Below are 21,262 nucleotides of genomic sequence, written 5' to 3' on the forward strand. Positions count from 1 at the left end.
TACCCAGACCACCCCCGCGCCAGTGCTAGCTTTGCGTACCGTCACTTATTGCACTGAAAACGAGGAGACCCCGAAATACCCTTGGTCACTGCCCAAGTGACCACGGGAGTCGCGCTCGCTCAGGTGGAGTTCCTAACGGCCGCTTTATGTTTCAAACAGCCGATCGTCGAGCTTCGGAGAGTGTCCGCGATTGGCCGGGAGTGTCATTCCGCGCCTTTGCCGTAAAGCAGCCGCTCAAGTCGTGCAGCCTAGTTCATGACAAGGGCAGCACGACCGTAAGCTTGCTTCAAATTTCGGTTTGCTCGGAAATCTCCAACGCATCGTCAACCTCTATGCCGAGATACCGGATGGTCGACTCCAGCTTGGAGTGCCCAAGCAGCAACTGAACGGCACGCAGGTTTTTGGTTCGTCGATAGATCAGCGTGGGCTTGGTTCTTCGTATCGAATGGGTACCATAGCTTGCGCGCTCCAGCCCTAGCTCATCCACCCAGTGGGCTAGGATACGGGCGTACTGACGTGTTCCCAGATGAGGGGATCTGTGGATCCTGCTTGGGAACAAAAAGCTATCGGATTTCAGCTCCGCATGCTTGATCCATGCCTGCAGGGCATCTCGTGTCGTTGATGTGATTTCAAATTGCACAGGCCGCTGCGTTTTGTGTTGCATAACGATGGCGCGTGTCGCCATCTGATCGCCGTGGCAAACGTCTCTGACCTTCAACGCCACGAGGTCACAGCCCCGCAATTTGCTGTCGATACCCAGGTTGAAAAGTGCAAGCTCCCGGATTCGGTGCTCCATCTGTAGTCGCACACGCAGTGCCCAGATGTCTTTGACCTTGAACGGGGACTTTTGGCCCACGATTTTCCCCTTGTTCCACGGCTCGCGATGGATAGCGCTGGTGACGGATTCCATGATGGTCTCCCATTGAGTTGAGGGAGTACCACAATGCGCTTGATTGGCCAGAAAGTCGATGCACTGGCAGAGCATCAGCTCAATGAATTCGCTGGCGAACGACTGCTAACTGGTCGTCCCTGAAGAATCCCCAGAGCCCGCGTAGGCACTGGACTTTGGGGTGATTGCGGATGGCCGGAACTCCCGGTTTGAATTCCAATAGAGGCTGTTTTCTGGGAGTTCTGCCGTGCTGTTTGCCTGCCCCGCCACCGATGATTTCTTCCGTTCGCGCATCGATCACATGATCGACCTGCGCCATCCGCTGGCCGTGCTGGCCTCGCGCATGCCCTGGCAGGAGATCGAAGCACGGGTGGCGCAGGTCTTCTCTCGCAGAGGCCGCGCCGGTGTGGCCATGCCCGACCTGGATCTCTTCGGCGAGCAGGTGCAGCGTGCCGCTGTTCCCAGCAATGCAGGGCGCCCCCGTGTGCCGCTGCGCATCATGATCGCGCTGCTGTACCTCAAGCACGCCTTCAACGAGTCCGACGAGGGCGTCGTTGAGCGCTGGGGCGAGACGCCAACGTGGCAGTTCTTCTCGGGCCAGGCGTACTTTGAACACCGCCGCCCCTGCGATGCCACCACCCTGATCAAGTTCCGTCAGCTCCTGGCTGAGGAAGGCGTGGAGGAACTGTTGGCGCAAACCATCAACGTGGCCGTGAACCTCAAGCTGATCAAACCGCAGGAGCTCGCCCGCGTGATCGTGGACAGCACGGTGCAACACAAGGCGATTGCCCACCCCACCGACAGCCGCTTGCTGGAGACTGCGCGCGCCAAGCTGGTGGAGGCGGCCAAGGACGCCGGGGTCGATCTGAAGCAGACCTTTGCCAAAGAGGGCAAGGAGCTGGGCCGCAAGGCTGGAAGATACGCACATGCCCGCCAGTTCAAGCGCATGCGCCGGGCCATCAAGCGCCAGCGCACCATCGTCGCTCGCCTGCAGCGCGAGATTGACCGCAAGGCCACTGCCATCGGGCAAGCTGTGCGGGAGGCGCTCGCTGAGACTTTGAACAAGGCCCGGCGCATCGTGTGCCAGAGCGGCCAACGCAAAGCGGCGGATGGACAGCCCAAGCTCTACGCCTGGCACGCGCCCGAGGTGGACTGCATCAGCAAGGGCAAGGCGAGAACGCCTTACGAGTTCGGGGTGAAGGTGGGCATTGCCAGCACGCTGCACGGCAACCTGATCGTGGGCGCACGGGCCTTCCACGGCAACCCGTATGACGGGCACACCTTGGCCGAGCAGCTCGAGCAGGCCACGATCCTGATGCAGGACAGTGCGACAAAACCGGCGACGGCCTTCGTGGATCTGGGTTACCGGGGCGTGGATGCGGACTTGCCTGGCGTGCACATCGTGCACCGGGGCAAGGCCAAGCGGATCAGCGAACGGGAGAGAAAGCTGCTCAAGCGGCGCCAGGCCATCGAACCCATCATTGGCCACCTCAAGGCCGACCATCGGATGGATCGCTGCCACCTCAAGGGTGAAACTGGCGACCGGCTGCACGCGGTGCTGTGCGCGGCGGGCTACAACATCCGTTGGCTGCTGCGCATGATCGCAAGGAAGGGGGTGGCCTTCCTGCAACTGGTCTATTTGCGCCTGTGCGAGGTCGCGAGCCTATCGCCGAACTGGTCTCGGATGCTGCGCAAGCCGCTTGACCATGCACTCAGCAGGTCAGCCCCTCGCTTGGCCTGGGCGTCAATCTGAATAAATCAGGGCCGACTAACTGGCTTATCTTTAAAGTGCCGTAGCCGGCCAACAGCTGTCATCCGTCCAGCCGTTGCAAATGTCTGCTTCGCGGCGAGGCCGTGTGACAACTCGCGGGGAGCCCGCGCGAGTCAGACGCAGCTCGCAGCCTTGTTTGTTTGTGCGAATTGACCCCGTCTGAGGCCTGCAATGGTGATGCTGGTGCCCGCTCGGGGTTGTAGATCGGGCCTGCAGGCGGCTGCAAAGGGTGCCCATGCGCCCAACAACTGCATCGCTTTCTTGGCCCGCTCGAAACCCAGGATGCGGAGGACGCGTTTGAAGTTGTATGCCAACACGCTCAGGTTCATCTCGGTTGCCACGTTCTCTATGCCTCGGGTCAGGAAGTGCGTCCCACCCATCCAGTGTTTGAGGGTGCCGAAGACATGCTCGATGGTGCTTTTGCGCACCGTCATGGCATTGGGCATCCGGTCCCCATGACTTCCTCATGCTCCCATCGCCTGATGCGCCGGTAGCCGACGGTCCCAGTCTAGAACCTGTGGACTGTCGGCACTACCGTTGAAACGCTTATGGCAAGGCCAAGCTGTCGTTATGAGCAATTTCAGCTGGCCCGGCCGGCTTTGCACAGCATAACTACCGCAGCCTCATCAACCGGGCCGATTGACTGTCGCGCCTCCTCGTCAGCCATTGCGCGAGCCAATGCAATGAAGCCCTTTACTGCATCGGGTCCGCACGCATGTGCCGCCTTCCTGACTACATCGCGTTGGCGGCCTAAGGCCGTTTCCAGCACATCCTTTCCTTCCCGCGTGAGGAAGAGATGCTTGATCCGCCTATCTTCCTGCCCAGCTTTTTGTTCCACCAACTCACGACGTATCAGCTGTCCGAGGACCGTATTGAGCGCCTGGCTCGACACGCGGAGTTCACATCGCAACTGCCCCACGGTGATGCCCGGGTTCTTATAGATGAAAGCCATCGCACGATGGTGTGCCAATCCAAGCTGTAGTGGGACCAGTGCAGCTTCGGCCGCTTGGCGCAGGTGCGCGTGAGAGAAAAAGTGGGACTGGATAACGTTCCAGAAGGCGCTGTCGAATTCGGAGCTCGCACTGCTTGAGGCAGGGGCTTTGGCGCTGCGTCGTGTCGCGTTCATGGTCCTCGTTGCTTCCTGAAATGTGGCGCCGCAGCGGCAGCCGGCGTCAATGCTACTCGTAGTTGATTCATTCAGGGTAACTACTAATAAAACAATGATTAATGTATCAGTAATATTGCTATATTAAATGGCCTTGCACTGTACTGACGCCAGATTGTCCGGAGACGACGACCGTGAACCTGATTGGCTTTTTCGAATGCCGCGCCGAGTTGCACTCGGCAGGATTGATGCACGTCCCCGAGGCCTTGCCGGCGGTTCATCGAGGGTTGGCGCCTCAGAGTGGCTCGGGAGAGTGCCGTGATCAGCTTTCTGAGAAGCAAGTGGGAAGAGACCGTCAAAGAGGAACTCGAGCTTGCGGCTCCGAGGCTCCGCGCGAAGACTTGCAGAAGTACGGTCACGAGCGACTTGGTGGCACGACAGCACCCAAGTCCGTCGAATTCTGGGGTGAGCTGCCCCACACAGCTGTTGGCAAGACGTCGAAGCGCGAGATCTGCGATCGCTTCTGGCAAGGTCTGCTGCGGCAGAACTAGGGAAAAAGCATGCAAGATGTTTACATCGTTGGCGCCTATACGACGCCGTTCAAGCGGCACATCGACAAGTCCATCCGGGACTTATCGCGCGAAGCCTACATGGGCGTGCTCGCGGATGCTGGAATGGCCAAGGGCGATGGCATCGAGTTCGCGTGGTTCGGCAACTGCATGGCTGACTACTGGGGGCAAGCGGTGGTCCGGGGCCAGATCTCCTTCGTCCCGCTGGTACAGGAAGGATTGTTTCCGGATCGGGTGCCCATGATCAATGTGGAAGGCGGTTGCGCCACCGCATCGATGGCGTTCCACGGCGCATGGAAGGACATCCTTTCCGGCCAGTCCGACCTCTCGCTGGCCATAGGCGTCGAGAAGCTGTACGACCCCGAAGGCGGCGAGGAAATGTTGACGCGCTTCAGTGGTGGGCGCGCTCCATTCGATCGCGAGGAGCTGTTCGGGGAATACCGCAGGATCGCTGGAAAAATTGGCCGGTCTTTCGCGCCGGGGCCTGGACGCACGCTACCGATGGACACCTATGCCATGCAGGCCGCCTATCACATGCATCGGTGGGGAACCACACGTGAGCAGATTGCGTACTGCGCCTCGAAGAACCATTTCCACGGCTCGCTCAACCCGAAAGCGCAGTACCGATTCCAGATGACGCCCGAGGAAGTGCTCGCCGACCGGAAGGTTATCGACCCGCTTACGCGCGCGATGTGCTCACCCATCGGTGATGGTGCGGCCGCTGCGCTACTTTGTTCGGAGCGCCACCTGCAAAGCGTCGCACCCGAGGTGCGTGCGAGGGCCGTGAAGATCCGTGCCAGTGTATTTACCGGCGGCAAGATGAGAAGCGAGGACGAGCCTTCGCTCTCACGCGTCGCCGCGGAGAAGGCCTACAGGAAGGCAGATGTGAAACCCTCCGACATTGATGTAGCAGAGGTCCACGATGCGACCTCTTTCGGCGAAATCTACCAGATGGAAATGCTTGGCTTCTGTCGCGACGGCGAGGGCGGCCCGTTCGTCGCGTCGGGCGCGACGCGCCTTGGTGGTGCCATCCCAGTCAATACGTCTGGCGGCTTGGTTTCCAAGGGCCACCCGCTTGGCGCAACGGGGCTGTCGATGCTGGCGGAACTCGCGACCCAACTACGGGGCGAAGCCGGCGAGCGGCAGGTAGTGAATGCGCGTCTTGCACTGCAGGAAAACGGTGGCGGCTTGCTGGGACTTGAAGAGGCGGCTTGCTCGGTCGTCATCCTGGAACGCAACTGAACACATCCCTTGCGGGATTCACACGGAAAAACCAACCAAGGAGATAGGAATGAATCGCGACTATCAGGCCATGAAAACCCCGCTGCACTGTACGCCGAAGCGGGTCCGCATGTTGAACCTTTTCGCACTAGCTGCGGCGCTGTGTGCGGTTCCCGCGCTCGCCCAGGAAACCGAATTCCGGATTGGCGGTATCGGCACGTTCTCCGGTCCGTTCGGGGTGATGGGCGAATCGATGCGCAAGGGCGCTGAACTGGCTGCCGAAATGCGCGGCCGAAAAGTGCTGGGTGCGCCTGTTAAGTTCATCTGGGAAGACGACGAAACAAAGCCGCAGGTGGCGGTGCAGAAGGCCACTCGCATGGTGTCGGCCCAGTCGCACCTGCTGTTCGCGCCTGTCGCGTCCGGCGCAACGCTTGCGGTGATGAAGGTCGCTGAACGCGCGCAAACGCCCCTGCTCGTGACTATGTCGGCGGCGGACGACATCACGGCCAAGGAGGGAAATCCCTACACATTCCGCACGTCGAACTCGATAGACATGGAGATGCGCATGCTGGACCGCTTTGCCGCCCATAGTGAGTTCAAAAAAGTGTTCACAGTCGCCTCCGACGCAGGCGTGTCGCGGGACGCCGAAGCGAAATTCAGGGCGATGCTCCAGGCCCGCAGCGCGACGGTGGTCGGCCAAGAGTTTCCCGCCATCGGCACACGCGACTTCTCGATCATCATCAACAAGATCCTTCAGAGCGATGCCGAAGCCGTCGCGCTGTTCGTCTCCGGAAGCGACATGATCACGCTGCTCAAGCAGGGTGAGCAGTTCAAGCTGCAGGAAAAGAAGAAGCTGTTCGGCTCCACCACGATGGATGAGTCCATCGCCAAGGCGGTGGGGTCCGGAAGCAGCGGCGTCTACTCGACGCTGCGCTACCACTTCAGCATAGACAACCCGGCCAACAAGGCCTTTGTCGCGGCCTATCAGGCCAAATACAACGACGTGCCAGACCAGTACGCCGGCGAAGCGTTCGACGGAATGGCTTGGTTCCTGGACGTCATCGACGCGACGAAGTCGTGGGATAAGGCCGTGTGGGTGAAGTCGCTCAAGACCAGCGCCCGGCCCAACTCGGTGGAAGGCGCCAAGAAGATGCGTTCATGCGACCAGCAGGCGGAACAAAGCGGCTACTTCGGTCGCGCCGTCGCTGCGACGCCGCCGATGCCGCCGGTGGTCATCCAAGTGACAAACACCTTCTCGGCGGCCGAACTGTTTACGGCCTGCCGCTAGTAGGCCCGTGGCAGGAGCGCAGACGTGCTGACCACTGTCTTGATTGGCCTGAGTATCGGCGCCGTGCTGCTGCTGGTCGCCGCAGGCCTTGCCTTGGCATTCGGCATGCTGGGAGTCGTGAACTTCGCTCACGGCACGCTCTACATGCTAGGTGCTTTCGTAGCTGCCGAGGTGGTGGCTCGTAGCGGGAGTTTTGTCGCCGGTCTGCTGATCGCCCCTCTCGTGATTGCCGCATTGGCCGTCGCGATAGAGGCCCTTCTGCTGCGGCCTCTCTACGAACAGTCGCACGAGAAGCAACTGCTACTGACTTTCGGGCTACTCATTTTGTTGGAGGAAGTCGCTCGCGCAATCTGGGGCTTGAATTACCGACACATCCAGATCCCCGGCTTTCTCTCCGGACAAATGGAGGTCCTCGGCGAGAAGCTGCCGGTCTACCGCGTCTTCGTGATCGCTGCAGGTGCGCTGGTCGCGGCCGTGCTTGTCCTGATGATCGATCGCACCCGTATCGGCATGGTGTTGCGTGCCGCCATGACACATGCGCAGATGGTGCGTGGCCTTGGCATCAGCATCGCGCGCTATCGCACCACGGTGTTCGCGCTGGGCGGCGCTCTCGCTGGCCTCGGAGGGGTCATCGCCGCCCCTCTCAGCCCTGTGCAGGTCAATATGGGAGGGACGGTGATCCTGGACAGTTTTATGGTCGTCATCGTGGGCGGCCTTGGCAACGTCCGAGGTGCTGTTGCGGCCGCATTCGCCCTGGGTTTGCTGCGCGCGTTCGGGCAGCAATATGCAGTCGAATACGTCGACCTGCTGACGTACGTGCTTCTTGTCATCGTGCTGCTTTTGCGTCCTCAGGGACTGTTCAACTCGCCAGGAGCGCGCAAAGCATGAAAAACTTAAGGTTAGAACTGATTGCGGCCGTCGTGATCGGGCTTGCTTGCGCCGCACTCGGGCGACTGGTTTCTGAAGGCGCACAGCACTTCATTGCCCAGGTGCTGATCATGGCCATCTTCGCATCGGCATTTGACTTGGCATTTGGGCGGACCGGCATCTTTTCGGTCGGGCATGCCGCCTTCTTCGGCATTGGGGCCTATGCGTTCGCCTGGGTCGCTATTGGCACCGGCTGGGGAGTCTTCCCCGCCCTTGCCGCATCAGTCGTTGCCGGTGGCCTGCTGGCCCTGCTCTTCGGCGTGCTGGGACGACGCGCAACGGGCATTTACTTCGCGCTCGCAACCCTCGCGCTGGGTCAGCTTGTCAGCATACTGATCGAGGTGAAGATGCGTCGTTTCAGCGGGGGCTCCGACGGAATCCCGGGCATCCCGCGCCCGATGGTCCTGGGGATTGACTTCAGCGACACCCTGCGTTACCTCTGGTTCACCTGCTTCGTGTTCAGCGCCATCCTCGCGCTAATCGCGCTGGTGCGACGCTCGCCCTACGGGCATGCTCTCGCGGCCGTGCGGGACAATCCCGTGCGGGCCGAACAACTGGGCTACCACGTAGGCTTCTACCGCATCACCGCCCTCGGTCTTTCAGGCGCAATTTCCGGTCTTAGCGGCGCGCTATTCGGGATGCTCACCATGTTCGTCGGTCCGGACATGCTGCGCTTCATGCTGTCGGGTGAAGTTCTGATCATGGCGATTCTGGGCGGCTCAGGAACCCTGTTCGGGCCGTTGTTGGGCGTCACCTTCTTCGAAGGCGCCCGCGAGGTGATCAGCGGCATAACGCCGCACTGGCTCGGATTCGTCGGCCTGCTATTTATCCTGATCACCCTGTTTGCACCAGCTGGACTAGTGGGCATCCTCGCCCAACTGCGTGCGCGCTTTCTGCGCCGCAGGGCGGCTGGTTTCTGGCGCTCGAGGCAGGCATGAAGCGGGCCGCCCAGCTCTCGTGCGAGTCCATCGCCGTCCGGTTCGGTTCGTTCCAGGCGCTACGCGATGTGAGCCTGACGTTCCTTCCCGGCAAGACGACGGCCTTGATCGGGCCCAACGGCGCCGGTAAGACGACCCTGCTCAACGTCCTCTCCGGGTTGCAGACACCAAGCGCCGGCATCGTGCGGCTTGAGGGCCGCGACATCACCCGCAGCGCCCCCTGGCAGCGGGCACAGCAAGGCATGGCGCGCTCGTTCCAGATCGTCAATGTCTTTCCGCGAATGACCGTGCGCGAGAACCTGCGCTTGGCAGTCCAGCGCACGGAGCTTAAACGCCTGGTGCCGTGGCGCACCGTCGACTCCATGCGCAAGATCGTCCAGGACGTTGACGAAAGACTGCAGGAGTTCAATTTGACCGATCGGGCCGAGTTACCTGCGGGTCAACTTTCGCATGGAGAGCAACGCGGTCTGGAGATTGCATTGAGCGTCATTGCCGACCCCGTGGTTCTTCTGCTGGACGAGCCACTGGCTGGGGTGGGCCATGGCGAGATGGCCCAGTACGTGGATCTGCTTCGCCGCGTCGCAGCGAGCCGAACCACGGTGGTGGTTGAGCACAACATGGATGTCGTCATGGATCTTGCGGATGAGATTGTGTGCTTGGCTGGCGGTAACGTGCTTGCAAAGGGCTCGCCTGGAGAGATCCAGGCAAACGAGCAGGTTCGGGCAGCCTACCTGGGGACTGCTGATGCTTGAGCTTGAACGTGCACAGGTGTTCTACGGAGGCGCCCAAGCGCTCTTCGAAGTGTCAATGGAGATCGAACCTGGTGAGGTCGTGGCGCTGGTCGGCCGGAACGGGGCGGGAAAGTCTACGGCTCTCAAGGCGCTTGCCGGCTGGGAGCCGCTGCGTGAAGGCACTATCCGCTGGAACGGAAGTGCACTGCGCGCGGTGTCAGCCGAGCAGATGAGCCGGCTTGGAATTGCACTCGTTCCGGATAGCCGGCAAGTGTTTCCACTGCTCAGCGTCGAGGAGAACCTTCGGATGTCCTCAGTCGCGCACAAGGCGTCTCGTTGGACGATTGAATCAGCTTTTTCGCTCTTTCCGCGGCTGGCTGAAAGACGGACAGCCGCGGGTGCGGCCCTGTCTGGCGGCGAGCAGCAGATGCTCGCAATCGCGCGCGCGCTGCTTTGTCAACCGGCCGTGCTGCTGCTTGACGAGCCCACAGAAGGGCTGTCTCCGATCATGGCGCAAGCGGTCTTGGAAGCCATCAGGACTGTTGCGTCGGAACAGATTGGAATCGTCATCGTGGAGCAGAACGCGCGGATTCCGCTGCAGTTGGCCCGCCGTTTCTACGTGCTCGACTCCGGGTGCGTGGCATGGAAGGGAAACCGTGAAGCGTTCCTGCGCGACGAAGAAAAAGTGAACCGTTTGATGAGTGTGTGAAACGCACCCGTCGCATCGAGGACGAAAGGAGTACAGAAAATGCTGGAGCAGGAATTCCTGTCGGTCGCCGAGATGATCGAGTTGAACGCCAGGGCGCGACCAAACGAACCGGCGCTCATCGACTCCGCAGGCGAAGTTTCATGGCGCAGCTTGGATGGCCTGGTGACCGCCTCGGCAAACGCCTGGATCGCACAGGGCCTCGGCAGGGCTCAGCCAGTTGCGATGCTGATCGATTCGTCGCGGTGGTCATGGATTCATCTATTCGGTGTGCTGCGGGCCGGTGGGGTGGCGGCGCCGTTGAACACGATGCTCGGGCCTGAAGCCATTCATGCGCAGCTGGCCGATGCGCGTGCGACGCACCTGCTGGTAAGCAGGACGTACGGCGACCTTGCAGCAGCAGTGATCCCGCGCATCGGCCCCAACGAACCATGCCGCATTGTGTGTAGCGAGGACGGCGTTCTCGCAGGGACCGTGGACATCGGTGCGGCTGCCGCAGCCGCTTCAGCGGATAGGTCGACTGTGGTTCTGCGGCCTGACGATCCCGCGACGATCATTTACTCGTCTGGAACGACGGGCACCCCAAAGGGCATCGTGCACTCCCACCGGGCGCGGGCGCAAATGGCCCTGATCCTGGCTTCGGTCTTTCGTTGCTCGTCAAGTTGCCGGCTACTGCTGACGACGCCCCCGCACACGAACGGTTCTTTCATGGTGCTGCTTCCTGCACTGGCTACCGGAGGCGCTGTTTACCTTGCCGGGAGCTTCAATCCGCAGCGCTACCTGGAGGAAATCCGGCGCTTCCGTCCAACGCTCGCCTTCATGGTGCCGACCATGGCGCAGGCGCTCATCGACTTGCCGGCAGCGCGCGAGACGGATTGGTCATGCTTTGACTTCATCGTGACCGCGGGTGCGCCGATGTCTTCGGAGTTGAAGCGACGCACCCGGGAGATGACCGGCGAACGACTGGGCGAGCTATGGGGCTTCACAGAAGGTGTCGCCACAGCGATACAGCCGCACCAGGTGAAGGACCACCCCGGCTCTGTGGGGCGCGCGATTCCGACGTGCGAGATTCGCGTTGTCGATGAGTGTGGCAAGGAGCTTCCCAAAGGCGAAATCGGGGAACTGGTCGGGCGATGTGCCATTGCAATGACGGGCTATCTAGCTCGCCCCGCGTCGAACGAGGCCGTCGCTTGGAAATCTCCGGATGGCCATGTATTCATGCGCACTGGCGATCTGGGGAGCATTGACGCAGACGGCTGGGTAACGATAAAGGGTCGTTCAAAAGACATGCTGATCTCCGGCGGCCTCAACATCTATCCCGCCGACATCGAGGCGGTCGGGCTTGAACACCAGGCGGTACAGGATTGTTCCGTGGTCGGCGTGTCGCATCCCAAGTGGGGCGAAACGCCCGTCGCATTCGTCAAGCTCAAGCCCTCGGGGGAGGTCGGGGCCGACGAACTGAAGACGTGGATCAACGAACGTGTTGGGCGCCACCAGCGCGTTCACGATGTGGTCCTGGTAGGCGAATTTCCTCGCAATACCCTCGGCAAGGTTGTCAAGGGCGAACTCGCCGAGGTCTATGCCTGTTGCAGGCTTGATACGTAAATTCAACAAGTAGTGAGGAATCGAAATGATCGGCAGATTGGATGGAAAGGTGGCCCTGGTCACCGGCTCGGGGCGCGGGATCGGGCGAGAAATTGCATTGAAGCTTGCCGCTGACGGTGCATCGGTGGTCGTTAACGACGTTGACGAAGAACCGGCGCAAGAGGTAGCCGAACAGATTCGCGCCGCAGGGGGACGGGCTGTGGCATGCATAGGCAGCGTGACGTCGGATGAATTCGCCGGACGCTTCGTCGGCACAGCTGTGCGCGAGTTTTCTGGCCTCGACATAGTGGTCAACAACGCAGGATATGCGTGGGACAACGTGATACAGAAGGTCTCGGACGAGCAGTGGGCAACGATGTTGGATGTTCACCTCACCGCGCCTTTCCGAATCCTGCGCGCGGCTCAACCCGTCATCCGCGACTTCGTAAAGCAGGAATCTGTGGCGGGACAACGCAAAGTCCGCAAGGTGGTGAACATCTCCTCCGCGGCGGGCATGTCCGGGAATGCCGGGCAAAGTGCGTACTCCGCGGCGAAGGCCGGCATCCATGGGATGACCCGCACACTTGCCAAGGAGTGGGGACGCATGAATGTCACCGTGAACTGCGTTGCCTTCGGGCTTATCAAGACGCGGCTACTGGTCAGCACTGCCGAGCATGTAGTGCAGTCCATCGACGGCCACGATCTGCGCATCGGCGTCAATGCAGATCTATTCGAGCGGTTGCAGCAGCAGATTCCCCTCGGGCGCGCGGGAACGCCCGAAGAAGGCGCCGGCGCTGTCTACCTGTTCTGCATCCCAGAATCGGATTACGTCAGCGGGCAGGTCGTCCTATGCGGTGGCGGACTGGCCGGGATCTGATCCGACCGTTGCTACCGAGGGCATTTCCGATCAAGGACAGTAATCCCGAAAGGTCGGCTCAAGGCTGCTGCTTCTCGACTCATTGGTTGGTCCGCACTAGGTCTGGAGCGCTTGGAGCTGGCGCTCGAGCTCCGCCCACTCTGGCGCAGGCGGTGAGTTGTTGCTGTGCTTCATGGACGCGGGGGCCTCGCGGCCGAGTAGCTGGTTTTTCCAGTTGTACAACGTCGGCCTGCACACACCTAATTTTTCGGCCACGGCTTGCGCACTTTCGCGGCGAGTGCAAAGCTCTATGACTCCAGCCTGCTTCAATGCCTCGGGATACCTTGGGCGGCCAGCCCTCCAAACCATGGCTTTCCTGGTCTCAGGAAGCGCGTCACGAACCCAGGCGGTCAACGTCCCACGACCAGGGTAGCCCAGCGCCCTCATCGTGGCAGCGATGCATCGATCGTGATTGAGGTAGTGCTCCACGGGGTCTCCTCGTTTTCAGTGCAATAAGTGACGGTACGAAAAGCTAGCACTGGCGCGGAGGTGGTGTTGGTAGATCGTTGATTTCATTGACTTTCCTGTTCACTTTCAAATCTGCGATTCGTGGCGTCAAACCGTGGTCGGTTTCATCCATTGGTGCCAGTTATCGATGCATTTGGCCGCGAAGGCAGGATTTGGTCAGCATAGCGGTCAACCGGGAAGCGAAACACACCCCGCAAGTTGATGCTCTCCAGCCTGGTGGGCGCAATCTTCCCGATCAGTTCCGGTGGAATGACCTGGCGGCGGTTCGACCAGCGATCCAGGACCGCCTGCATCTGTGAGGTATTCCACGCCATCACGATGTTGGCCATCAGGCTCAACGCATCGGCCACAGCCTGCATTTCATCGACACGTTTGGCCTGCGCCGGGCTGATCCGGCCGGTATAAATGGCGCGCTTGAGGGCGTTAACAGCCTCGCCCCGATTGAGCACCCGGCGCAACTCGTTCCTGAAAGCGTCCTTGACAAAGTAGTCAGCCAAAAACGCCGTACGCAGCAACCGCCCCAATTGCACGCCAGCCTCATAGATTGGATCGCCCTGGGCGGCAGAACCGAACCGCGCAAGAGCTGCCACCGCACTGGCATGTCCGCTCATGACCGAGGCTGCCAGGTGCACCAGACTATCCCAATGCTTTTCGATCAAAGCGACGTCGACATTGGCTTCGCACACCGCAGCGATTTCTGCGGGCACTTTGGTGCCGCGTGGCACAAAGAGGTGGCGCTGTTTGAGTTCCTTCAACCGCGGGCAAAGATCAAAACCAAGCAAACGGGCATGTGACATGGCAAAGTCGGTGTAGCCATGGGTATCCACAGCAAGCTGGCTGGTCTCCAGCTTTTCTTGGCGGATGACACCTTCAATGGCCACGCCCGCCTGGCGCTCATTGAGCACAAAGGGCTGCGCATGGAAGATGCCCCACCGGTCTTTTACATGGGAGTAGATTCCAATGGAAGGTGTGTTGCGCCGAGGATCAAGCCGGGCTTGCCACACCCGTTTGGTGGTCTCCATGCTCATCATGTCAGAAGATGCCAAATCGGACCGCCCCCAGGTGGCGGCAATCGGGTGTCGCTGCATGAATTCCAGCACAGCCTGGCAGGCCTGGCTCAGACGCCGTTCGTCCCGCGCCCAGCGCATGGCCTGGCGAATGCTGGTGGCAGACAATTGCGGAATCATGCGCGCGCATTCGACCGCAGTCAGACTGGTGCCGTGGGCCATGATGCCGGCATAGACCATCAGCAGCTCGTCGGTAGAGCGCGGCTCACGTCCGAGCATGATCCAGCTAAAGCGCACCTGGGCGTCAACGGCCAGAATCACTTCCGGCAATTGAACCTCACCGATGCGGTGATCCAAAGCCGCGCGCAGCTTGGTCACTTCTGGGTCTTCGTCCTCTGCGGGCAATGGCGACAAATGGAGTTCATCATCCACGCGCAGTACGCCACTGCGGGCTGCAGCGGCCACCGCATCGACACCGGCAGTTACTCTGGCCAGCAAAGGCTTCAAGAAAGTGGCAGCCTTGCTGGGTAACGATAGACGGGCATAGTGTTTCTTGGACTCTGCCTGCCAACGCTCGTCCGTGAAGAACAAGCGCGCACGACCCCGAAAGCTCAGGCTGTGCTCAATCCAGACCGAGCCATTGCGCACCGCGCGGCGCAGGGCAAACAGGGTGGCCACCTCCAACGCCTGAAACGCCCGTTCCCGGTCTGGGCTGGAGATCGAAACCTGCCAGATCATTCCCAGACTTGGTGCCACCACTTCAACTGGCAGCTTTCTGGATCCTTTGAGATATAAAGCTTGCAGCTTGGCAAGGTACTCGATGGCAGGATGCTCGCCGGTGGCCTGCCAGGGCAGCTTTGCAATGGCGACGAGCAACGACCGCACGGGGCGAATTCCATCAATCAATCCCTCGCGGACCAGGGAGGCCCTGCTCGGTGGTTTGCGTTTCTGGGTTTCGGTGATCAAGGCTTCAAGACGGGCACGCAACTCAGCATCTGGCACCGCACCTTGCGCGCTCAAGGCAACAAGTTCGCCGAGCAGCGTTTTGTACATTGCGGCCCAATTGACGGTAGCGGGGACATCGGCGGCAGCCTGACGCCACAGATCGGCGATCCGGCGCTGCACCATAAGGATCAACTGGTCTGTGGTGGTGAACAGGCAATACCGAAGAAAGCATGCGACCTCCACGGTGCGCGCTGGCTCTTTGATCTTGGCTCCGGCTGAGGGCGGCCTGGAGACAAGTCGGCGCGCGTAGCGGCGCAAGATGAGATCGGGGATGTCTGCCAGGTGCTTATGAACGTCCAGCGTGTAAAGCAGGTCGATGCGCTCCAGTACCTCGCTGATTTGGCGGGTTGAGTGTTTCGCCGGTGCAGCCCATAGCCAACTCTGCTGGGTTTGTCCATCTGGGCGCAGCTCTGAAACTGAGGCTCGCCAGCGATCAAGTGTTGCTGGATCAACGCTGGCGGCGATGGCGGTGCCTGTTTCAACTTCAAGCTGGGCAAGTGCCGCCGCAATCAGTGTCCGAATTGCCCGCTCGTGCACGATCACCAGCTTGTTCTTGTACAGCCATTGACGCGCCCGCACGAGTAGCTGATCGCGGTCGGCGCAGCGCGCCACTTCGTCGCGCAGTTCACGTACCAGTGAGCGGCGCTGGTGCTCGCTCATCCACTGGAATCCAAGGACCGTGCAGGCTACTTGTTGGTGATCGAATAGCGTGCGCCCGCGTTCATACATGGCTCTCAGCGAGGCGACTTCTGGTGCTGCAATGCCAAGCTCGTTGCCAAGGTGGCGCCACAAGGCTACTGGAATTACCCGAAAGGCACCGAGCAAACGCCCACTCATGCGCAGGAAACCAATATGGAGCGCCAGACCAAGCTTGTGGGAATCACCTCGGCGTGCATTGATTGCGTCGCGCTCGGCACCATCGAAGGTGAAAAATGCCTTCATCTCGAAGTCGCTGATATCGCGGGGGAGCCCACGCATCCCCAAAAACGTTGTGTGCCAACCCTGCATCGTGAACCTCAAAAGTGGGAGGCCACCATACCCGTTTACAAAGCGAACAGGAAAGTCAATGAAATCAACGGTCTACCCAGACCACCCCCGCGCCAGTGCTAGCTTTGCGTACCGTCACTTATTGCACTGAAAACGAGGAGACCCCGAAATGGCGATGCGAGATCCAGGCGGGCAGGGCGGCCGCCATCGTCGGAACTGGCGATGGTCGACCGCGCCGGCGTGCATCGCCGGAAATGGCGATGCTGCAGCTCGACGTGCGCGGGCCTGGTGGCATCGTCGGATGCGGCGATGCTCGAGCAAAAAAAAGCCGCCTCGGGGTGCGAGGCGGCGATGACTGCCGGCGGCCAGGGAGGGAGGAAACCGCGCGTGTGGTTGCAGCCCTCCGGGACTTTAGCCGATGCGTGCCGCGCGGCGCGGGCGTTCCGGCTGCTGCTGTTGCTTCTCCGCACGCTCCTGGCGCTGCTCCTGCTGCTGTCGGCGGCCTTCCTCGATCAGCACCTGGCCCACGGCTGCGCCGACCTGGCGCTTGAGGCCGTCGCGGCCCAGCTCGCTCTTGTTCGCCAGGTCGTTGAAGTCGGTGAAGCCCTTGGGGTTCGCCTGCTGCTCGCCCGGCGCGAAGATCGGGAAGATGGCCTTGCCGCCTACGGCCTTCGCGGCTTCCTCGGCCTTGGCGCGGCCGGGGTTGTGGCCGCGCTCGATCTCCTGGGCCTTGTCGTCGTCGCCGGCGATCACGATGGGCTTGTCGGGGAACTTCTCGCGCAGGGCGCGGGCCACGTGCGGCAGGTTGCCCGAGTCGAACGCGGCCACGGTGGCATGCCCCAGCCCTTCGGCCAGGCTCGCGGCCGTGGCATAGCCCTCGGCGATCACCAGCGCCGGCGCTGCGGCCAGCGCATCCATGCCGCCGACCGGGTGGAAGCATCCTTCCTTCTTGCTGTCCTTGGCGAACCGCTTGGTGCCGTCCTCCTGGATGTACTGCATCGTCCACTGCTTGCCGTCCACGTCGAAGGCGGGGATGTAGGTTTTCTGGCCCTCGCGGTCGGTGAACACGCCGGCGTGGGCCTCGATGCCCTTGGCTTGCAGGTAGGGCGTCGGCTGCTCGACCGGCACCAGGTCGGGCATCTGGCGGCCGACGCGCTGCGCGGTGGCTTCCTGGAGCTTGTCTTGCTCGGCGGCACGCTGGGCCAGCTTCTCGGCCGCCTCGGCCTGGAGCTTGGCCTTCTCCTGGTCGCTCAAGGCGTAGCCCTTGCTCTTCCAGGTAATGTCCGTGCCGGTCTTGTTGTTGATGATCCGGCCGGCCGGGTGGCCGTCCAGGTGGCCGACATAGAAGCCATCGAGCGTGCCCTTCTTGCCGCCCTCGACCGGCACGCGATGCCGCTTGCCGTCCATGATCGGGTGATCGCCCTGGGCGTTGCTGCCGGTGAACAGGCCGGCGCTGCGCATGGCCTCGGCGAACTCTTCCCTTGGCGTCATCGCTGGCCCCTGCTGGGCCTGCACGTTCTCGGGCTTCCACTGTTCCAGCTTCGCCATGTCGGCGCGAGGGCCGGCATACCAGGACTTCGCGGCCTTGTCCCAAAGCGCGCCGGCGGCCTTGGCGGCGTTGCGCTGCTCGTAGGGCACGGCAAGGTACTGCCGGGCCTGCTGGACGGCCTGTGCGGCCTTCTGGCCGCCGTCCTGGGCCTCGGGTGCCTGCTGGGTCGGCTTGGCCTCTACGGCCGGCGTAGCGGCTCCCTGCGACCATTTGGCGAAGGGGGCCGCATCCACTCCCGCCGGCACGTACCAGGACTGTTCCTTGCGATCCCAGCGCGCTCCGAGCTGCTTGGCCTCGTCCTTCTCTTTGAACGGCACGCTGATGTACTGCCGTTCGGTTGCCTGGCTGGCCTGGGCCGGCTGCTGGTCGGCCGCAGCCACGCGCTGTTCCTGCGGTGCCTGGTGCTCCACGGAGTCGCCGCGCTCGTCATCGACCCGCTGGGAGTTCTTGGCTTCCTCGGCCGCGACGAACGCTTTGGCCTCCAGCGCCTTCCGGGCTTCTTTAGCCGCTGAAATGTCCTCGTCGGTGCTGTTCGGGTCGCGGCGGACGCGATCCTCTTGCACGCGGGCAAGCCGGGTCGCCTTCTCGTACTCGTCCGTCTGCGAATTGGCGTCGATCAGCGCCAGGCGGTCGGCCAGCTCGTCGGCCTCGCCCAGCGTGCGGGTGGCGGTGAGGTAGGCAAAGGCATCCTCGCCGAACTGCGCTTCGCCCTTCCGGGCGTACAGGTGGTACGCCTCCGGCGTCTCCGTGGCCAGGTCGGCGGCCCGCGTCTCGCCGTCACGCTCGACCACGCCGACAACCCGCACTTCACCCGTCCAGTCGTGGGGCAGGGGGAAGCCCAGCGCATCGTCGGCCGCCAGGTGGAAGGCTTGGCGGTCGCGCTCGCGTGAATTGGTGTTGCCGGTTGCCAGGTCAAGCCGCGTTGCAGCGACTACGGCATCCGGCCGGCGCTCTTCGACCAGGTGATCTATTGCGTCGTTGATCTTCGCTTCCAGCGGCTCCAGGTCGTAGGGCAGCTCGTGCCGCGTCCAGAACTCGTTTTGCGTGTTCATCGGCTGCATGCGATCCAGCACGTCCAGGGCGCGGTCGATCTGCTCCAGGGTCGCGCCTTCGAGCGCACGGCCCACCGTGCCCAGCTCGACGTGCTTCAACATCCAGGCTTCGGCCTGGTCGGTCTGCTGGGGTACTTGCATCGTGGCCTCCTGACTCGCAACGGTTTGACGGGCATCGCGCACGGCCTCACGCCAGGCGTTCGACGCGGCCACGAAGGCATCGCCGGCCTTCTGCACGGCCTCATCGTCGTGCTGGGTCTTGTAGCGGGCATCGCCGGCGTTGTTCTCGCCATAGGCGCGCACCAGCTCGCGCTGGAAAGCATCGTCGGCAGCCTTCATGGCCTCGTGCTGCTCGGCCGTGCGTTCGGCCACGGACAAGGGCTTTGCCTCTTGCTCCTGGGCCAGCGCCGGCAGGGCCAGCAGTTGATCGGGCGCGTAGCTCTCCAGCTCGGCCAGGCTTCTGACCTGGTGCGGTTGTTCGTCTTGTTCGTGGAAGGCAAAGATGCGCTCGCCATCCGCCCACCGCGATTGCGCGTCCAGGTGAGAAACGATCTCCTGGCCGTGCTCGCGCAGCTCATCATTGAGCTGCTGGGCCTCGGCCTGCTGCGAGGCGATGCTGTAGATCGGCTCCAGGCCGTTCTTGACGCGCCGCTCGTCGGCGTACTGCTCGGCCTTGGCGTTGATCTGGCGGGCGATCTCTTCCGGCTTCTGGTCGCGGCCATCGGCATCGCCGATCACCTGGTCGCCCAGCTTCAACGTGACGTAGCGCCGGCGCTCGGCGTCGTCGTGGTAGCCGGCCGACAAGCGCCGCTCGCCGTTCGGGGTGGTCATGGTGCCCAGCGGCCCGACACCTTCAAAGGTGCGATGGACGGAATCCACACGGCCAGGCTCTTGCAAGCCGCTGTAGGCAACCTCCCAGCCGTGTTTTTCGACCAGGGCCTGGAGCGTCAAATCGGAGTAGTGCTGCTCGGGCTGCTGCACCTGGGCCTGCTCTTGTTCCTGAACCTGCTTCTGCTCGAAGGCCAGCACGTAGTCGTGAATCTTCTCGGCGTCGGCAGCGGCGCGGAACACTTCCAGCGGCTCGTCTTGCAGGGCCTTGATCCAGGAACCGACATAGGCGGCGTGCTGGCCCGGATCGTGGCCGATGCCCAGCTCGTCGCCGACGATCATGGAAGCGATCTCGGCGCGCAGCTCTTCCTTGGCGTACCCCTCGGAACCGAAGGGATGGGCCAGGTCGCGGTCAAGGCGGGACGGGTGGCCCGTCCAGTGGCCCAGCTCATGCAGGGCGGTCGCGTAGTAGTTGTCGGCGGTGGGGAACTGGCCCCGGTCGGGAAGGTGGATGCTGTCGGTCGCGGGCCGGTAGAACGCGCGATCACCAGGCGCGTGCGTGATCGACGCACCGGACGCTTTCAGGATGTGCTCGGCGCGCTCGACGGCGCTCCAGGTCTGTTCCTTCTTCTGGATCGGCGGCAGGCCGTCGATCTGCTCGGCGTTGAACACCGTGGCGAAGAACACGCGCGGGCGTTCGAGCTGCACGGTTTCCTTGACCGGCTCGCCCTTCGCGTTGAGAACGGGCCGGCCGCTCTCATCGACCTTGTTCTGTTCCTCGCTGAACTTCCAGTATTGGACAGGCGTTCCCTTCTCGCCCTTGCGAACCTGCGCGCCCACGGCGGCGGCCTGCTTGTAGGTCATCCAACGGCCATCGCTGCGGCCCTGGGCCATCAAGTGAATGGCGTTGATGCCCTTGTACCGCTTGCCGGTGGTCGGGTTCATCGGCAGGTAGGCGTTCGGCTCGCCAGGCTCCCACGGCCGTTGCCACGGCGCGGTGCCTGCCTTGAGCTGCTCGATCAGTTTTTCGGCAACGACTTCATGAAATGGCTTCTTGGGTTCCATTGCTTCATCCCTTCGGAATAGTTCGTTGATCTGCGGAAAGGTCTGCTGCGTCCTGGAACGGTCGTGAAGGCCATCCGCGACCATGCACACGATGTTGTGCAGGTCGGCGACTTGCATGGGCCGCACGCGGGCGATGCAGGTTTCCATGAATGACTGCTGGCCGCGCTCCAGCACCTGGGCCTGGCCCGCGTGCTGGCCGGGCGCGATGCTTTCGCAATGCAGCGCCCAAACCTCTTCCGCGCGCACGTCCATCGAAGCGCCGGCATAGCGGCGGTTGATGTCCTCCCAGCGTGGTTTCAGGCTCGGTTCCTCGCGGGCGGCGATCAGGCCGTCCAGCAGGGCGCGTTTCTCGGCCGGCTTGAAGGTGTTGGCCCCGTAGTGGCCCAGCACTTCATGCCGCAGCGTCAGCACCAGGTCGGCGGCGTCGTCCATGTTCGCCAGGGGCACGTCCACGCGGCCACGGTAGGCCCGGCCGTTGTGGATCGTCTCCTTCGGGACATAGCCGCCCTTGAGGTCTGCCGGGACTTCTGCTGCCCGGTGGCCGTACAGCTCGCCGGTGTTGTCGCGGAACCGATAGGCCAGCTCCAGCGCGCCGGGATAGTCTCGGACGAACGCCAGGGTGACGGCTTGCGCCTCGGCCTGGTTGATCGGCATGG

14 protein-coding genes and 2 pseudogenes are annotated in these 21,262 nt (G+C 62.2%); 10 read left to right on the top strand and 6 right to left on the bottom strand.

Going from position 1 to position 21,262, the window contains the following annotated elements; translation table 11 throughout:
• Positions 1 to 286 precede the first annotated feature (286 nt).
• The gene (locus FFS10_RS10425; RefSeq protein ID WP_003052404.1) at positions 287 to 910 is read right to left on the bottom strand and encodes a tyrosine-type recombinase/integrase; all 624 of its coding nucleotides are present in this window, start codon (positions 908 to 910) and stop codon (positions 287 to 289) included.
• 229 nt (positions 911 to 1,139) lie between these two features.
• Between FFS10_RS10425 and FFS10_RS10430 the strand changes: the two genes are divergently transcribed.
• Positions 1,140 to 2,642 carry an IS5 family transposase gene (locus tag FFS10_RS10430; protein WP_349654582.1) on the top strand — a complete coding sequence of 501 codons (1,503 nt, stop codon included), beginning with the start codon at positions 1,140 to 1,142 and terminating at the stop codon, positions 2,640 to 2,642.
• A gap of 269 nt (positions 2,643 to 2,911) precedes the next feature.
• Here FFS10_RS10430 and FFS10_RS10435 read toward each other — a convergent pair.
• Both FFS10_RS10435 and FFS10_RS10440 read right to left on the bottom strand, forming a co-directional pair.
• Positions 2,912 to 3,153: pseudogene (locus FFS10_RS10435) on the bottom strand (transposase); the annotation flags it as partial.
• Positions 3,154 to 3,240: 87 nt separating this feature from the next.
• The gene (locus tag FFS10_RS10440) at positions 3,241 to 3,786 is read right to left on the bottom strand and encodes a MarR family winged helix-turn-helix transcriptional regulator (RefSeq protein ID WP_137894245.1); all 546 of its coding nucleotides are present in this window, start codon (positions 3,784 to 3,786) and stop codon (positions 3,241 to 3,243) included.
• A 173-nt stretch (positions 3,787 to 3,959) separates the two neighbouring features.
• Between FFS10_RS10440 and FFS10_RS10445 the strand changes: the two genes are divergently transcribed.
• The 9 genes from FFS10_RS10445 to FFS10_RS10485 are packed head-to-tail and all read left to right on the top strand — an operon-like array spanning position 3,960 to position 12,606.
• Positions 3,960 to 4,316, top strand: coding sequence for a long-chain fatty acid--CoA ligase (locus FFS10_RS10445; protein ID WP_137894247.1), 357 nt, complete (start codon positions 3,960 to 3,962; stop codon positions 4,314 to 4,316).
• A 9-nt stretch (positions 4,317 to 4,325) separates the two neighbouring features.
• Complete coding sequence (locus tag FFS10_RS10450; RefSeq protein ID WP_137894250.1) at positions 4,326 to 5,576, top strand: thiolase family protein; 1,251 nt, start codon at positions 4,326 to 4,328, stop codon at positions 5,574 to 5,576.
• Positions 5,577 to 5,625: 49 nt separating this feature from the next.
• Complete coding sequence (locus FFS10_RS10455) at positions 5,626 to 6,843, top strand: ABC transporter substrate-binding protein (RefSeq protein WP_171016129.1); 1,218 nt, start codon at positions 5,626 to 5,628, stop codon at positions 6,841 to 6,843.
• A gap of 24 nt (positions 6,844 to 6,867) precedes the next feature.
• Positions 6,868 to 7,731, top strand: coding sequence for a branched-chain amino acid ABC transporter permease (locus tag FFS10_RS10460; protein ID WP_249931244.1), 864 nt, complete (start codon positions 6,868 to 6,870; stop codon positions 7,729 to 7,731).
• On the top strand, positions 7,728 to 8,708 hold the full coding sequence (locus tag FFS10_RS10465; protein WP_137894254.1) for a branched-chain amino acid ABC transporter permease: 981 nt from the start codon (positions 7,728 to 7,730) through the stop codon (positions 8,706 to 8,708). The genes FFS10_RS10460 and FFS10_RS10465 overlap by 4 nt, the downstream gene beginning before the upstream one ends.
• Complete coding sequence (locus FFS10_RS10470; protein WP_137894256.1) at positions 8,705 to 9,460, top strand: ABC transporter ATP-binding protein; 756 nt, start codon at positions 8,705 to 8,707, stop codon at positions 9,458 to 9,460. Before FFS10_RS10465 ends, FFS10_RS10470 begins: the two co-directional genes overlap by 4 nt.
• Entirely contained in the window at positions 9,453 to 10,148 is a 696-nt protein-coding gene (locus FFS10_RS10475; RefSeq protein ID WP_212744118.1) for an ABC transporter ATP-binding protein, read from the top strand. Before FFS10_RS10470 ends, FFS10_RS10475 begins: the two co-directional genes overlap by 8 nt.
• A gap of 39 nt (positions 10,149 to 10,187) precedes the next feature.
• Positions 10,188 to 11,750 carry a class I adenylate-forming enzyme family protein gene (locus FFS10_RS10480; protein WP_137894258.1) on the top strand — a complete coding sequence of 521 codons (1,563 nt, stop codon included), beginning with the start codon at positions 10,188 to 10,190 and terminating at the stop codon, positions 11,748 to 11,750.
• Between the two features lie 25 nt (positions 11,751 to 11,775).
• On the top strand, positions 11,776 to 12,606 hold the full coding sequence (locus FFS10_RS10485) for an SDR family NAD(P)-dependent oxidoreductase (protein WP_137894260.1): 831 nt from the start codon (positions 11,776 to 11,778) through the stop codon (positions 12,604 to 12,606).
• 102 nt (positions 12,607 to 12,708) lie between these two features.
• Here the strand turns inward: FFS10_RS10485 and FFS10_RS10490 are convergent.
• The 3 genes and pseudogenes from FFS10_RS10490 to FFS10_RS10505 all read right to left on the bottom strand — a co-directional run.
• A pseudogene (locus FFS10_RS10490) lies at positions 12,709 to 13,074 on the bottom strand (transposase); the annotation flags it as partial.
• Between the two features lie 143 nt (positions 13,075 to 13,217).
• The gene (locus FFS10_RS10495; RefSeq protein ID WP_003049965.1) at positions 13,218 to 16,133 is read right to left on the bottom strand and encodes a Tn3-like element IS1071 family transposase; all 2,916 of its coding nucleotides are present in this window, start codon (positions 16,131 to 16,133) and stop codon (positions 13,218 to 13,220) included.
• 390 nt (positions 16,134 to 16,523) lie between these two features.
• Complete coding sequence (locus FFS10_RS10505; RefSeq protein WP_012478234.1) at positions 16,524 to 21,260, bottom strand: zincin-like metallopeptidase domain-containing protein; 4,737 nt, start codon at positions 21,258 to 21,260, stop codon at positions 16,524 to 16,526.
• Positions 21,261 to 21,262: the final 2 nt, after the last annotated feature.

The organism is Ramlibacter sp. 2FC (assembly GCF_005503345.1).
Lineage (GTDB): Bacteria > Pseudomonadota > Gammaproteobacteria > Burkholderiales > Burkholderiaceae_C > SCMQ01.

Bases quoted from the DNA above. Each gene is read 5' to 3' on its own strand.
- FFS10_RS10425 (WP_003052404.1), bottom strand. From the start codon at position 910: ATGGAATCCGTCACCAGCGCTATCCATCGCGAGCCGTGGAACAAGGGG.
- FFS10_RS10440 (WP_137894245.1), bottom strand. From the start codon at position 3,786: ATGAACGCGACACGACGCAGCGCCAAAGCCCCTGCCTCAAGCAGTGCG.
- FFS10_RS10450 (WP_137894250.1), top strand. From the start codon at position 4,326: ATGCAAGATGTTTACATCGTTGGCGCCTATACGACGCCGTTCAAGCGG.
- FFS10_RS10455 (WP_171016129.1), top strand. From the start codon at position 5,626: ATGAATCGCGACTATCAGGCCATGAAAACCCCGCTGCACTGTACGCCG.
- FFS10_RS10465 (WP_137894254.1), top strand. From the start codon at position 7,728: ATGAAAAACTTAAGGTTAGAACTGATTGCGGCCGTCGTGATCGGGCTT.
- FFS10_RS10470 (WP_137894256.1), top strand. From the start codon at position 8,705: ATGAAGCGGGCCGCCCAGCTCTCGTGCGAGTCCATCGCCGTCCGGTTC.
- FFS10_RS10475 (WP_212744118.1), top strand. From the start codon at position 9,453: ATGCTTGAGCTTGAACGTGCACAGGTGTTCTACGGAGGCGCCCAAGCG.
- FFS10_RS10480 (WP_137894258.1), top strand. From the start codon at position 10,188: ATGCTGGAGCAGGAATTCCTGTCGGTCGCCGAGATGATCGAGTTGAAC.
- FFS10_RS10485 (WP_137894260.1), top strand. From the start codon at position 11,776: ATGATCGGCAGATTGGATGGAAAGGTGGCCCTGGTCACCGGCTCGGGG.
- FFS10_RS10495 (WP_003049965.1), bottom strand. From the start codon at position 16,133: ATGCAGGGTTGGCACACAACGTTTTTGGGGATGCGTGGGCTCCCCCGC.
- FFS10_RS10505 (WP_012478234.1), bottom strand. From the start codon at position 21,260: ATGCCGATCAACCAGGCCGAGGCGCAAGCCGTCACCCTGGCGTTCGTC.